We start from the raw sequence: 13,934 nt of genomic DNA on the forward strand, positions 1-13,934 counted from the left end.
GTTGCAGGTGTTGCAGGTGTTGCAGGTGTTGCAGGTGTTGCAGGTGTTGCAGGTGAGCCTATTGGGCTCCATTCAAAACTTCCAGCCTTATTTTGCTTGATTTTTCCAATGCCGGGAAAAGGCAAATGTGCGGCGGCAATTAAGCTGTCCTGAGCCGCATAATTTTTGAAAAAATGCTCCCGATTTTTGCCAGACTGGACAGGATCAAAATCAAAATTGACGGACAGCGCAGGATATTCAAATTGCAAATTCGCAGAATGCACAATATCTCCAACAAAAACCAGATGCCGCCCTTGATACTGCAGCTGGTATGAAACATGCCCTGGCGTATGCCCTGCGCTTTCGACAGCCTCAATGCCGTTAATCACCGCACCTGTTTTAAATGTCCGCACACTGCGTATCTGGTGATAGGGCGCCAAAGCGGCTTTTATTTGGGCTGCAGTCGATGTGCATTGCGCCTGCTGATCCGCCGTTAAATGCGCGAGAGTGTTTTCAGAAAGCCAATAGGACAGTTCTTTTTCACTCACATAGACTGTGGCAAACGGAAAAACGGCCTTGGTTTGATTTTCTATCCCGCACACATGATCAGGGTGTAAATGTGTCAGCAGCACGGTGCCAACATCAGAGGTTTTATAGCCGGCTGCTGCAATTTGCTGAACAGCGGCCCCCCGATGATTTCCCTCACAGTTTCCTGCGCCGCTGTCAATTAACGTTAAATTTCCTAAGTCGTCTTCAATTAAAAAGGCATTCACGCTGGTCTGCATCGGTTTTACCGGATCAGCGCTTTGCCCCTGAAATATCGCCTGTACTTCCTGTTGGCTAAAATTTTGATCAAATACAGCTGGATTCAGCGCCATATCGCCATCATGCAAGGCGGTAATTTTATATGGGCCAAATTGGATCGATTTAAGCGGCAATGCCTGATCAGCAGAATGCGCGACAGCAGCCTCATCCCCTTGCGTATGCGCAATACAAAGCCCTGACCATGCTGCAAGCAGCATCACCAATAGAATTTTTTTCATTATTTACCTTTATAAAATTATTCTCGTACCAGTATGTTTTTATGTTTTATTCATTATTAGAATTTGTGACGCAATTCTGCCTGAAAACCATTCCATTTTTAAGTCATTTTTTGCATTTTCATTTCTTCTATTCAGAGTATTTGCAAAATTTCACCCGCTTTTAATCTCATTCCATTGTGTTTTCAGATTTCTTTCAGGTTCACCGATTAACATAGTATAAAAAGATACATAGCTCCCCATACATGACTGAGATTTCACCTTTCAAAGGCAAAACCGGCCTTAAACGGATTGCCCATGCCACAGGCTATTCACTGTCCGGCTTTAAGTCAGCCTTTCAGAACGAAGCTGCATTCCGTCAAATCATTCTCATTAATGCCATACTGATCCCCCTCAGCTGTTTCTTGAATATCAGCCGCGCCGAACATGCCGTGCTGATCGCTGCAGGCTTATTGGCCATTATTGTTGAACTCTTTAACTCTGCAATTGAGGCCGTGGTAGACCGTGTCTCTTTAGAACAGCACCCGCTTTCAAAAAATGCCAAAGATATGGGCAGCGCGGCACAGTTTACAGCGTTAAGCATTATATTTTTCACTTGGCTGATTATCCTCTGGCCCTGATAAATGAACCATAAAAAGCAGGCGCTCAGCCTGCTTTTTGCGCTTGAAAATACTTCAATTCAAATAAAAAAACCCGGCTTCCGCCGGGTTTTTAGAATCAGTTCAGTGCTTAGTGAGCAGAGAATTGGTTCATTGTGTTTTTAGCATCGTCATGCGCTTTAAGTGCATTGTCACCAGAGAAGATTTCTTTGTGATCATCACCGATGTCAGAACCAGCCATTGCTTGGTGTTTAACGCAAGCGATTGTGCCGCGGATTTCTTTACGTTGAACGCCAGCTACATAAGCAAGCATACCTTGGTCACCGAAGTAACCTTGAGCAAGCTCGTGAGTAGAAAGAGCAGCAGTGTGGTAAGTCGGAAGTGTGATCAAGTGATGGAACACGCCCGCTTCACGAGAAGCATCCGCTTGGAATGTACGTACTTTTTCGTCAGCATCAGCAGCCAATTCAGTTGCATCGTACTCAGCGCTCATTAGTTTAGCGCGGTCGTAAGCAGAAACGTCTTTACCTTCAGCAACCCAACGGTCGTAAGCTTGTTGACGGAAGTTTAAAGTCCAGTTGAATGAAGGCGAGTTGTTGTAAACAAGCTTAGCATTTGGAACTGTTTCTTTAACACGGTTAACCATGTGAGCGATTTCTTCAACGTTTGGCGTTGCAGTTTCGATCCAAAGAAGGTCAGCGCCGTTTTGAAGGCTAGATACACAGTCAAGTACAACGCGGTCGATTTGCGTGTCTGGACGGAATTGGTACAAGCCAGAAGCAAGACGTTTTGGACGGTGAAGTTTACCATCACGCTTGATTAGGATTTCGTCTTCTTGAGCATCTGCAATGTCAATTTCAACAGTGTCTAGGAAACCGATGTATTGAGAAGCGATGTCGCCTGGCTCTTTAACCACTGGGATTTTTTGAGTCAAGTCAGCGCCTTCAGAGTCAGTACGCGCAACGATGATACCGTCGTCAAGGCCCATTTCTAAGAATGCATAGCGAAGTGCATGGATTTTAGAGATGAAGTCTTCGTGTGGAACTGTAACTTTACCAGCTTGGTGACCGCATTGTTTAGCGTCAGATACTTGGTTTTCGATTTGTAGCGCACAAGCGCCCGCTTCAATCATTTTCTTAGCAAGTAAGTAAGTCGCTTCTTCGTTACCGAAACCAGCATCGATGTCCGCAATAATTGGCACAACGTGAGTTTGGAAACCGTCGATTTGAGCAGTGATTTCAGCTGCTTTAGCAGTGTCGCCCGCTTCGTTTGCTTTTTTAAGCGCACGGAACAAATCGTTTAATTCTTTCGCATCAGCTTGGCGAAGGAAAGTGTAGATTTCTTCGATCAATGCAGGTACTGAAGTTTTTTCGTGCATAGATTGGTCAGGAAGCGGACCGAATTCTGAACGAAGCGCAGCAACCATCCAGCCAGAAAGGTAGATGTAGCGGCGTTCAGTCGTACCGAAGTATTTTTTGTTCGCAATCATTTTTTGTTGTGCGATGAAACCGTGCCAGCAGCCCAAAGATTGAGTGTATTTGCTAGAGTCAGCATCATAAGCCGCCATATCACGACGCATAATCGCAGCTGTATATTTAGCAATGTCTAAACCAGTTTTGAAACGGTTTTGCATTTGCATACGCGCAGCATCTTCAGGACTGATGTCTGCCCAAGTGCTTCCGAATTTTGCTTTTAATTCGCGGATTGCATCAATCGCTGTTTGGTATGTAGTCATGATATTTCCTGTATATAATAATAGGACTTGCTGCAACGGATGGCTAAAATCATACCCTCAATGATTTGTACAGATTTAGAGCACATCGGTTTGATGAACCTAGATTAGATTGACTGAAAAAATTAATCCAATATCCTGCATTAATTTTCAGTATTTATTTAAAAAATGGATAGATCAAAGTCTAATTATATTTTAAGCAGAAAATTATAATTCATTGTTAATCAATGATTTTATGAAAAACCACCCTGATTAAACCTTAAACATCCTGCTGTTATTTTATTCATTAGACTTAAGTCTGGTCAGTTCATAAAAATGCTTGCAATGGCAAAAAGTTGTCAAAATTGACCTAAATGACCAGCCTTAGCGCGCAAATTGCAATGTTTTCTATTTATACCGGCGGCGGCTGAAAATATGCCATTTCAGAAATAAAGGCCCATCAAATTTAACGGCAGAAAAGATGATCTGCAGATGCTGAAAAATGGGGAAATACACCCTGTTTTACTGCGCTGTTTACAGGGCATATCTGCATTAGGCGGCATGAATGCCACGGTAAATAGACGGCTTTATTTTCATCAGTTTCTCACACAAGGCTGATGGCTTATGGCATAATCAAAATAATTTCATGATTTTATTTTCGGTATTTATTTTATGAATCTGGAGCGGGTCGATCTTAATCTACTAATTTACCTTGACGTTCTTCTTCGTGAAAAAAATGTGACGCGTGCAGCTGAACAATTGGGGGTGACCCAACCGGCAATGAGCAACATTTTACGGCGTTTGCGTAATTTATTTAATGATCCGCTTTTAATCCGTTCTTCTGAAGGCATGACCCCGACTGAGCGCGCTTTAGAATTGCAGCCGCGCATCCGCGACGCGCTTGCTGACTTATCGATGATTTTGGAACCGCGCACTGAGTTCCGGCCTTATACCTCCAACCGCGTTTTCCGCATTATGACCTCAGATTATGCTGAGGCCACTTTAGTCCCTCGGCTAGTCAAAGCCTTGCGCTCTGAAGCGCCGAATGTCGTACTCGACTTCTTAACCCCGAGTGATGTGTCATACCGTGACATGGAACAAGGCAAAGTTGATTTGGCCATTAACCGCTTTAACGAAATTCCGCAAAGCTTTCACCAAGTTTTAGTTTGGCGTGACAGTTTTTCTTGCCTGCTGAACAATAAGCACCCAGCTGCCGGCAATCTCAATTTAAAAAGCTATTTGGATGCGCAGCATATTTGGGTCTCTAAAACCGGCATGGGCGTCGGTTTCGGGGTCAATCCAGAAAAGCAAGCCGGCCTGGGCTGGATTGATCAGGCTTTAGAGCGGATTGGACAAAAGCGTAAAATTTCGGTATTTACCCGCCATTATCAAATGCCGGGATTACTCGCGTCTAATGTTGATTTAGTGGCAACGCTGCCAACCCGTATAGCCCGCCTGCAAGCCAAGAGCCAAAATTTACTGCTTAAAGATCCGCCTTTTTATATTCCAGAATTTGAATTGAAAATGGCATGGTGCCCTTTATTGCATCATCACCCTGCACACCGTTGGCTACGCCAGCTGATTTTGTATGTTGCCCGCCAAATGATTGAGGAAGAAAACCGCGAATTTTTGATGAATAACTCTCAATTTTCACACTATTGAGCATTATTTTTCTTAAATTCTTCTTTTTTAAGCCTATACTATGACTTGAGGTAATAATTGACTTATTCCCTCAAGTTTTTTTATGTTAAAAATATTCATAATAATGATGATCCGCAGGTGGATTCGTGAGCCTCTTCCAAAATATTGTAATTATCGTCATCCTCATTGCGGGAGCCGGTTTTTTATCTTTAACGGAAATCGCTCTTGCTGGCGCGCGTAAAGTTAAACTGAAAATCTTGGCAGAATCCGGTGATGAACGCGCCCAAAAAGTGCTGGATTTGCAGGAAAACTCTGCTGATTTCTTTGCTGCCTCACAAATAGGACTCAATGCTGTCGCAATCTTAGGCGGTATCTTAGGAGAAGGCGCTTTCCGCCCCTATTTCCTTGAATTCGTTTCCCGCTTTTATCAAGGCCCTTGGGCAGAATCCATTGGCTTTGCGCTTTCATTCACCTTGGTCACTTCATTATTCATTCTGTTCGCAGACCTCATGCCTAAACGCTTGGCCATGATTGCGCCTGAAAAAATTGCTGTTTCGGTGATTAATCCGATCCAAGTGTTCATTGTAGCCTGCAAGCCTTTGGCCTGGTTCATCAACGCGATTGCCAACTTGCTGTTCCGCTTGTTTAAAGTCAACACAACACGTGAAGACAACATTACCTTTGATGATATTTCTGCAGTAATGGATGCCGGTGCGCAGGCTGGCGTACTGCAAAAACAGGAACATCATTTCATTGAAAACGTATTCGAGCTGGAAGAGCGCAATGTGCCCTCCAGCATGACCACGCGTGAAAATGTAGTGTTCTTTACGCTAAAAGAATCTGAAGCCAGCATTCGCCAAAAACTGGCAGAATATCCCTACTCTAAATTTTTAGTCTGTAATGATGATATTGACAGTGTGATTGGCTATGTGGATGCCAAAGATATTTTGGTGCGGATCCTCAATAATCAGTCGTTATTGCAATTGAATGAAAACACCATTCGTAATGTCCTGACCATTCCAGACACTTTAACCCTGTCTGAACTCCTCGACCGTTTCCGTTCAACCAAAGAAAAATTTGCCGTGGTGATTAATGAATATGCTTTGGTTGTTGGTGTCATTACGCTGTCAGATATTATGATTACGGTGATGGGTGACTGGGTCACGCCAATAGAAGCTGATCAGCAAATTATCAAGCGCGACAATAATTCATGGCTGATTGAAGGCAGCACGCCCATTGAAGATCTGATGCATGCGCTCGCGATTGATGAAATGCCGGACACTGACAATTACGAAACGCTGGCTGGATTTATGATGTATAAGCTTCGTAAAATTCCACGTCCAGCAGATGCTGTTATTTTTGGCGGCTACAAATTTGAAGTGGTCGATGTCGATCATTTTAAAATTGACCAATTATTGGTGACTCGATTACTCGAATCCCCCGAAGCGCCCATCGAAGAAAAATCAGAGTAATATCTGATTTTTTTTTTGCCGAGTATTGCACTGTATAGCCCATTTAGGCACTTTAATCACATCCAGATTGTCTGCCTAATTTTTCTATTCAAATTCAGTTTAACCCCATAAACCAGCCCATTCTGATATCATTTTTAAATTATTCAGTTTAAAATATGTGATTAATCACATTTAAGCTTTTGATTTTTAAATTTCATTTTCTATAAAAATAATAATAATTTTCACATTTTATTTGTGATGTTTTCCATCCATCTCATTTGCTTTACCCTGTTTTTTCCTTTTCTAGCGCTAATTAAAAGATTAATTCAAAGGATTGAACTGAATGCTTACCTTGCTTGGCTTAGGCATGATTATCTGCTTTATGTATTTAATTATGTCTCGGCGCATGAGTCCACTTGTGGCCTTAACACTGATTCCTGTACTTTTTGCCTTACTTGCTTGGAGCCTTGGCTTCTACTTCGACAGCCTTAGCCATATTCAGTTAAATGGATTGGGCGAAATGATGCTCGATGGTGTCAAAAAATTAGCACCTACCGGCATTATGCTGCTGTTCGCAATTTTGTACTTTGCCATCATGATTGATACAGGCCTATTCGACCCTTCTGTAAAATTCATTCTTAAAATGGTAAAAGGCGATCCGCTCAAAGTCATTTTAGGCACCATTACCTTAACAATTATTGTGTCATTGGATGGTGATGGCTCTACAACTTATATGATTTGTGTCGCAGCCATGTTGCCGCTGTATAAACGTCTCGACATGAGTCCGCTTATTATGGCCTGCCTAATGATGCTCGCCAGCGGCATTATGAATTTAACCCCTTGGGGCGGGCCAACCGCACGTGCAGCCAGCGCACTGCATGTAGATCCGAGTGCGGTTTTCGTTCCGATGATACTGCCGATGCTTTTTGCAATCGCATGGGTCTATTTCCTGGGTTTTCTGTATGGCCGCATGGAGCGTAAACGCCTAGGCATTATAGAGCTGGACATTAGCCATGGTGATAATATCCAAATCTCAAATAATCCAGAAGCTAATCGCGCTCATCTACGCTGGTTTAATGGCTTATTGACCGCTACCTTAATGATTTGTTTGGTCATGAGTGTCTTACCGATGCCGATTTTGTTTATGATCGCGCTTTGTATTGCACTGGTTGTTAATTACAAAAATATTGATATGCAGAAAAGTTTGATTGCGCACCATGCAGGCAGTGCCTTAAATGTTGTTGGGATTATTTTCGCTGCGGGTATTTTTACTGGCATTTTAGCGGGAACAGGGATGGTCGAAGCCATGTCTAGAGAGCTTGTTGCCGTAATTCCGGAAAGCATGGGGCCATATTTAGCGCCCATTACTGCCGTCATCAGCATACCATTGACCTTTTTCATGTCTAATGACGCCTTCTATTTTGGCGTACTGCCTATTCTATCCGAAGCAGCTGTTCACTACGGCATTGAGCCTGTAGAAATGGCCCGTGCAGCAATTGTTGGTCAACCAGTGCACTTACTCTCACCGCTTGTTCCATCTACATATTTACTTTGCGGATTAGCTGGTATTGAATTTGGACAGCATCAGAAATTTACAATTATTTGGGCTATTGCGACCTGTTTTGTCATGCTTTTTTCAGGGCTTATTTTTGGAATGTTCCCATTCTATTCAACACTTGGATAAATATTACTGTTAAAAAAAGCGCCTTCTGGCGCTTTTTTTATATTGCTCATTAATGCTTTGAAATCAATACATCTAAAACGGCTTGATAATGAATTGTTATGTCTTCTGCAAGGATGGCATAGGCATTATCAAATTGAACCATTGGCCAGCCTTCTTTCCAAAATGGGAAGATATTATGCAAATCATGCGTAACAACAGCATCTTCACGCGTAATGGCCTGAAAGATTTGTGACAGTACTTGCGCTGTTTCCGCGCCGTCGATGGCCATATAATCAATTCCGCGCGCTTTTAAAATGCGGATGCGGTCTTTCTTATAGCGGATTTTCTTGCTTTGGCCTTCGTTCAGCTGCAATGCCAAAGTCACCGCTTCTACAAATTTATCTTCGAAAGATTGATTTAAAGCCACTAAAGCTTTTTTATGCGACTCCTGACGTCCAGCTTTACCGCCCTCACGGATAATGTTTTTCGCTTCTGTATTCAGCTCATCATTTTTCATGGAGGTTAAAATATCTAAGATTTCAATATCACTTAAATTTTCAGGAGATTGCACAGCCATAGCTTGCCTTTCAATACGGGTATAAAAACGCATTTTCTCATACTTCTGGCGCTAAAAGTGGAATATCTCAATCTTTGGCCTGAATCAGCGCTTTTAGCGAGAAAAAAACACACCATTAGACAAAAAATAAATTATATTGTTTAGCACGTTTTTCCACACTGCACTTTGCATGATTAAAGATAAACAGGCCGCCCTCTTTCTCGAGCAGCTGAAATTGCTCCATCCTGCCGCATTCAAGCACAATTATATTTTTTACGGCATGATGAAAACCAAAGGCATGCTGGATGAATTAAAAGAGCTTATCCCTTGGATTCTGGCAGCCATGATTTTCGTGTCGATTAGCATGAGTCTAGGCGTCTATTTCCAATCCGCATGGCCACATTTAGGGAAGTTTCGCGCGGAAGGTTTAGCCGTTTTAGCAATTATGCTGTTTTTCATGCTCATTGCGCCGCTGATCATTAAGCAAATGAAGCACAGCTCAATCTCACTTTATAAGCAGCTGTGCAATACCCCCCTTAAACTGGCGGGCATTATTCTGCTGCAAGCCCTGAATATTGCCTATATTGAAAGCGGCTTTTTGCAGTCAGTGCTGTTCTTTTTTGCCATGAGTTTTGGCTTTGTGCGCTTTTATAAAGAAAATCTATTCCGCGAACACAGTGACAATCTGCAATTCCATTATTTGCAGGAAACACGCCGTATCTGCTTTTGGTCTTATAAGCAAATTTTAAAGCTGAAGTTCCAGCTCCTTTTCTGCAAACGCAGCGCGGACCGGGCACAATTTTTGAAACAAAAATTAAAACAGCAGCAAGAATTGCATGCGCAAACCATGCGCTTTGAAAACCAGCTGTGCAAAAGCTTCAAGCATACCAACTTAGATACTTATTTAGATGAGCTTATGAAGTAACAGGCCAATTTAAATGCCTGGCCGGAAGCTCTGCTGAGAACCGAAGCTTGAATTGCTGAAATTGATTATGCCTGTTTTCTTGGACTCTTAGACGAACTGCTATAAGCGCTTACTGCGCCACTCATTTCACAGCGCATTATTTTAATTTTCCCATATGTATTCCAGCATTTTTAAATATAAATGGATGTTTTGGCTGTAATTAAATCAAATGTTCGGATTTATGCTTGCCAAGCACAAGTTCGTCCACTATTATTGCGCACATGCCCGAGTGGTGAAATCGGTAGACACAGGGGATTTAAAATCCCCCGCCCACAAAGCGTGCCAGTTCGAGTCTGGCCTCGGGCACCATTTTAGATTTTGTTAAAATGGTGCAATAAAATACCCAGCAGTTTGCTGGTTTTTTTATGCCTGAAACTCAATAAATGAAAGAAGAATAAAATGAAGATCATTCAATATCTCGCCATCAGCCTGTTTCTGTGCTTATCACATCATGCTTCTGCAAACGACAGCACATCGTCACCGGCTGATCAAGAACGATTCTATGATCTCTTTCCCGGCACGCTGCTGGAGAAAAATAATCAGCTCTATCTCCACAGCTGCCAAACCATAGATGCTGAATTTAAGCTCAAATTTAACCATCCGGCCGATGAACAGCACATTAGAAAACTCATGCAAAAATATAATAAGTTTTGGCTTTATTTAACGGCAGATGCAGACATGAAAGATGATGAATATTTGATGACTGTAGATGGAATCGCGGAAGAGCATCTCAATAAAACCTGTCATCTTACTGAGTTGCTGGATGAACTGTGAATACTGAATAAAAAAGCCATGATTGAAATATCAAAAAAATAGAGAGCGCTTTACCACTCTCTATTGGCAACCAGCTCTTCCATTTCAATATCCATATAGCCTTCTGCTTGAGCAGCCATCATCATGGCTTCGGCAATATAGTCCGCAGCGGTATCATCCAAAGAAGAATCCAGATCTTCAAACTGCGGCTTCATCGCATTAATTGAAATGACCGCTTCATGTGCAAAATGATAAATGTCATGTTCCGTCAACTCTGGTTTAGACAGTTTTTTGGCAAACTGTTCAACGCATTGCTTTACTTCTGCAACCAGAATATCTGGGTAATAATCATCATCAAACATTGGGAGAAGTAAATCTGCAAACATACAGGCACTCTGAGCACACTAAAACTAAGCGTGCTTATATAACATACCTATACAGAATTACCAAATAAAACACATAAAACATTTTCCTGCACTCAGCGCCTGCCGCCTTCTAGCTAGCTGACTGCATGGCCTGCCACATCATTACCGCATCAGACATCGCTTTCACATCGTGGGCCCGCACCATGCATGCTCCCTGCTGGATACTGAACATATGCGCTGCAACAGAGCCGACAGCGCGGTTTTGCGCATCGGCCCCCTTCAGGGCCTCACCGATAAAGCGCTTGCGCGATAAAGCAGATAAGACCGGGTAGCCCAGTACATGCAGTTTATAAAACTCATTCAGCAGCTTTAAATTTTGCGATGCATTTTTGGCAAAGCCAAACCCTGGATCAATGATAATATTTTCAGACCGAACCCCTGCAGCCAAGGCATCGTCAACGCGCTGCTTGATCTCAGCAATGACATCCAATGTAACATCATCATACTGATCCAGATGATTCATGGTGGTCGGCTCACCGCGCATATGCATAATAATGACAGGAATATTCAGCAGCGCAGCTGTTTCTAAAGCCTGCGGGCGCGTCAGCGCGCGCACATCATTCCAAATATGCGCACCGGCCTTGACTGCAGCCTGAATCACTGCCGGCTGTGATGTATCGATAGAAATGACCACATTCAGTTTTGCCAGCTCTTCCACCACAGGCACTACACGGCAAATTTCCTCTTCAACTGTCACCGGTGAAGCGCCTGGGCGGGTAGATTCACCGCCAACATCAATAACAGTTGCGCCATCGGCAATCATCTGTTTTGCATGCGCCACCGCCTGCGCTTTGCCGTTATGCTTCCCGCCATCACTGAATGAGTCTGGCGTAACATTTAAAATCCCCATGACATGCGGCACAGATAAATCCAATTCTAAATGGCCGCACTTTAAGATTTTATTGGGCAAAGGCATCAGCTGCATTGATATACTCCTCGTATTTTGTGGGCATTTTAGCAATTTTAATTCTGACCGGGCTGAAATCTTTTCAAGAACATATGCACTGCCGCCAAAGGGCTGCAAATACATGTCCCACGGTGCTGCACTTACCCTATTCAGCTGTTATTTCAGCAATAAAAAAGCCCCAATTGCTTGGGGCTTTTTTATATCTCTTTTACAGTCTTGAATCAGCTTGCCGGCAAAGGCGGCGGCGTTGCTGGGCCATCAGTCGGCACAACATCAATCACTGGATTATCAGCCACGTACACTTTTGGCGGCTGCGGTTCACGGCCTTCCATAATATCGCGGATTTGCTCACGGTCAATGGTTTCCCACTCAAGCAAAGCTTTCACCATGGCATGCGCGATATCTTTGTTATTTTCCAAAATATCACGCGCGACACGGTACTGTTCATCAATAATGCGGCGCACCTCAGCATCAACTTGCTGCTGTGTCGCTTCCGAAATCGTACGGGTGCCAATGCTGCCCATGAACGACTGCTGTGTGTCTTCTTCGTAAACCATTACGCCCAGCTTTTCAGACATGCCGTATTTCGTTACCATTGCGCGCGCCATTTTCGTTGCACGTTCAAAGTCATTCGAAGCGCCAGTCGACATTTGATTAATGAAGACTTCCTCTGCAATACGGCCGCCAAACAAAATTGAAAGTTCGTTCAGCATTTTGTCTTTGTAATGACTGGTTTGGTCATGTTCCGGAAGCTGCCATGTCACACCCAAAGCCCAGCCGCGCGGCATAATCGTCACTTTATGGACAGGATCTGTACCCGGCAAAATCTCTGCAACAATTGCATGGCCGGCTTCATGATAGGCCGTCGCACGGCGCTCTTCTTCACGAAGCACCATTGATTTGCGTTCAGGCCCCATGTACAGCTTGTCTTTCGCATCTTCAAAGTCATGCATATCCACCGTATTTTTATTGCGGCGGGCAGCAAACAGCGCTGCTTCATTCACAAGGTTTGCCAGCTGCGCACCAGAGAATCCCGGTGTACCGCGTGCAAGCACTTTCACATCAACACCGGTGATAGACGGCAATTTCTTCAAATGAACATTTAAGATCTGCTCGCGGCCTTTAATATCCGGCAAGCCCACCATCACTTGGCGGTCAAAACGGCCAGGACGAAGCAGGGCTTTATCCAGTACATCTGCACGGTTTGTCGCAGCGATGACAATAATGCCTTCATTGCCTTCAAAGCCATCCATTTCCACCAGCATCTGGTTCAGGGTCTGTTCACGCTCGTCATGCCCGCCGCCTGTACCTGAACCGCGGTGACGGCCCACAGCATCAATTTCATCAATGAAAATAATACATGGCGCATGGCGTTTCGCCTGTTCGAACATATCACGGACACGTGATGCGCCGACACCGACAAACATTTCCACAAAGTCAGAACCGGAAATACTGAAGAATGGCACTTTCGCTTCGCCGGCAATCGCTTTTGCAAGCAATGTCTTACCCGTACCTGGAGGGCCAACCATCAATACGCCTTTAGGAATTGTTGCGCCCAAACGCTTGAATTTTGCAGGGTCTTTTAAGAAATCAACGATTTCTACAACTTCTTGCTTCGCTTCATCACAGCCGGCAACATCTGTAAAAGTGACCTTAATTTGATCTTCAGACAGCATTTTCGCTTTAGACTTGCCGAAGCTCATTGGGCCATTCTTACCGCCTGCACCGCCGCCCATGTTGCGCATAAAGAACATGAACAGCAAAATGATTAGAAGCACAGGGAAGCTGGCAATGAGAAGCTGCATTAACAATCCTTGACGCTGAGGCGCTGTGCCTTCAACAACAACGTTGTTTTTAATCAGGTTCGGCATCAGTTCCGGATCTTGAACCGCTGGACGAATACTTTCAAATTCAGAACCGTTCGACTTTTCGCCGCGGATTCTTTCGCCATCAATTGTGACTTGTTTAATTTGACCAGCATTCACCGCTGCCACGAACTCTGAATAGTTCATTGCTGTCGGCTGACTCCGGTCACTGACGTTGCTGAAAATGAGCACCAGCACACCCAGTATAATGAGCCACAATACGGCATTCTTAAAAAGATCGCTCAAAGCTTTATTCCCATATCAATCTAATTCGATCATGCCCAACCAAGGGGTTGACCCTAATATTTACGCTGCAGACCAGCTTTGCAATAAGTTAAAAAGGTACAAAATGCACAATTTTTAACGTATTGGCAAGCAGA

12 protein-coding genes and 1 tRNA gene are annotated in these 13,934 nt (G+C 43.7%); 7 read left to right on the forward strand and 6 right to left on the reverse strand.

The features are described 5' to 3' along the window. The coding region (locus F941_RS11400) for an MBL fold metallo-hydrolase (RefSeq protein ID WP_005011355.1) at positions 1 to 1,022 on the reverse strand (1,022 nt) is incomplete at its 3' end. A gap of 242 nt (positions 1,023 to 1,264) precedes the next feature. Between F941_RS11400 and F941_RS11405 the strand changes: the two genes are divergently transcribed. Continuing rightward, a complete protein-coding gene (locus F941_RS11405; protein WP_005011358.1) occupies positions 1,265 to 1,639 on the forward strand; it encodes a diacylglycerol kinase in 375 nt (124 codons plus the stop codon). 109 nt (positions 1,640 to 1,748) lie between these two features. On the opposite strand, the gene F941_RS11410 is transcribed toward F941_RS11405, so the two are convergent. After that, the gene (locus F941_RS11410) at positions 1,749 to 3,353 is read right to left on the reverse strand and encodes an isocitrate lyase (RefSeq protein ID WP_005011365.1); all 1,605 of its coding nucleotides are present in this window, start codon (positions 3,351 to 3,353) and stop codon (positions 1,749 to 1,751) included. A gap of 648 nt (positions 3,354 to 4,001) precedes the next feature. Here F941_RS11410 and F941_RS11415 point away from each other — a divergent pair. From F941_RS11415 to F941_RS11425, 3 genes are all read left to right on the forward strand, one after another. Further along, positions 4,002 to 4,991: a LysR family transcriptional regulator gene (locus F941_RS11415; protein WP_005011371.1), complete on the forward strand. Its 990-nt coding sequence runs from the start codon at positions 4,002 to 4,004 to the stop codon at positions 4,989 to 4,991. Between the two features lie 125 nt (positions 4,992 to 5,116). After that, a complete protein-coding gene (gene paeA, locus F941_RS11420) occupies positions 5,117 to 6,442 on the forward strand; it encodes a polyamine export protein PaeA (RefSeq protein WP_005011373.1) in 1,326 nt (441 codons plus the stop codon). Between the two features lie 322 nt (positions 6,443 to 6,764). Further along, a complete protein-coding gene (locus F941_RS11425; protein WP_005011374.1) occupies positions 6,765 to 8,105 on the forward strand; it encodes a CitMHS family transporter in 1,341 nt (446 codons plus the stop codon). Positions 8,106 to 8,154: 49 nt separating this feature from the next. On the opposite strand, the gene F941_RS11430 is transcribed toward F941_RS11425, so the two are convergent. Beyond that, positions 8,155 to 8,661 carry a hypothetical protein gene (locus tag F941_RS11430; RefSeq protein WP_005011375.1) on the reverse strand — a complete coding sequence of 169 codons (507 nt, stop codon included), beginning with the start codon at positions 8,659 to 8,661 and terminating at the stop codon, positions 8,155 to 8,157. Between the two features lie 169 nt (positions 8,662 to 8,830). On the opposite strand from F941_RS11430, the gene F941_RS11435 reads away from it, so the two are divergent. The 3 genes from F941_RS11435 to F941_RS11445 all read left to right on the forward strand — a co-directional run bounded on the left by F941_RS11435 (position 8,831) and on the right by F941_RS11445 (position 10,378). Beyond that, the gene (locus F941_RS11435; RefSeq protein ID WP_005011379.1) at positions 8,831 to 9,565 is read left to right on the forward strand and encodes a hypothetical protein; all 735 of its coding nucleotides are present in this window, start codon (positions 8,831 to 8,833) and stop codon (positions 9,563 to 9,565) included. A gap of 262 nt (positions 9,566 to 9,827) precedes the next feature. Then, positions 9,828 to 9,913 (forward strand) — tRNA-Leu (locus F941_RS11440). A gap of 90 nt (positions 9,914 to 10,003) precedes the next feature. After that, a complete protein-coding gene (locus tag F941_RS11445; RefSeq protein ID WP_005011381.1) occupies positions 10,004 to 10,378 on the forward strand; it encodes a hypothetical protein in 375 nt (124 codons plus the stop codon). Between the two features lie 50 nt (positions 10,379 to 10,428). Here F941_RS11445 and F941_RS11450 read toward each other — a convergent pair whose 3' ends face one another. The 3 genes from F941_RS11450 to ftsH form a co-directional block, all read right to left on the reverse strand. Then, positions 10,429 to 10,743, reverse strand: a complete 315-nt coding sequence (locus F941_RS11450) for a DUF5713 family protein (protein WP_005011383.1) — start codon at positions 10,741 to 10,743, stop codon at positions 10,429 to 10,431. A 109-nt stretch (positions 10,744 to 10,852) separates the two neighbouring features. After that, positions 10,853 to 11,707, reverse strand: coding sequence for a dihydropteroate synthase (gene folP, locus F941_RS11455; protein WP_005011393.1), 855 nt, complete (start codon positions 11,705 to 11,707; stop codon positions 10,853 to 10,855). A gap of 203 nt (positions 11,708 to 11,910) precedes the next feature. Next, complete coding sequence (ftsH, locus tag F941_RS11460) at positions 11,911 to 13,800, reverse strand: ATP-dependent zinc metalloprotease FtsH (protein ID WP_005011399.1); 1,890 nt, start codon at positions 13,798 to 13,800, stop codon at positions 11,911 to 11,913. Positions 13,801 to 13,934: the final 134 nt, after the last annotated feature.

This window comes from Acinetobacter bouvetii DSM 14964 = CIP 107468, from assembly GCF_000368865.1.
Classification (GTDB): Bacteria; Pseudomonadota; Gammaproteobacteria; order Pseudomonadales; family Moraxellaceae; genus Acinetobacter; species Acinetobacter bouvetii.

What these genes read in the sequence shown, in the direction of transcription:
- F941_RS11405 (WP_005011358.1), top strand. Translation starts at nt 1,265, where the DNA reads ATGACTGAGATTTCACCTTTCAAAGGCAAAACCGGCCTTAAACGGATT.
- F941_RS11410 (WP_005011365.1), bottom strand. Translation starts at nt 3,353, where the DNA reads ATGACTACATACCAAACAGCGATTGATGCAATCCGCGAATTAAAAGCA.
- F941_RS11415 (WP_005011371.1), top strand. Translation starts at nt 4,002, where the DNA reads ATGAATCTGGAGCGGGTCGATCTTAATCTACTAATTTACCTTGACGTT.
- F941_RS11425 (WP_005011374.1), top strand. Translation starts at nt 6,765, where the DNA reads ATGCTTACCTTGCTTGGCTTAGGCATGATTATCTGCTTTATGTATTTA.
- F941_RS11430 (WP_005011375.1), bottom strand. Translation starts at nt 8,661, where the DNA reads ATGGCTGTGCAATCTCCTGAAAATTTAAGTGATATTGAAATCTTAGAT.
- F941_RS11435 (WP_005011379.1), top strand. Translation starts at nt 8,831, where the DNA reads ATGATTAAAGATAAACAGGCCGCCCTCTTTCTCGAGCAGCTGAAATTG.
- F941_RS11445 (WP_005011381.1), top strand. Translation starts at nt 10,004, where the DNA reads ATGAAGATCATTCAATATCTCGCCATCAGCCTGTTTCTGTGCTTATCA.
- F941_RS11450 (WP_005011383.1), bottom strand. Translation starts at nt 10,743, where the DNA reads ATGTTTGCAGATTTACTTCTCCCAATGTTTGATGATGATTATTACCCA.
- folP (WP_005011393.1), bottom strand. Translation starts at nt 11,707, where the DNA reads ATGCAGCTGATGCCTTTGCCCAATAAAATCTTAAAGTGCGGCCATTTA.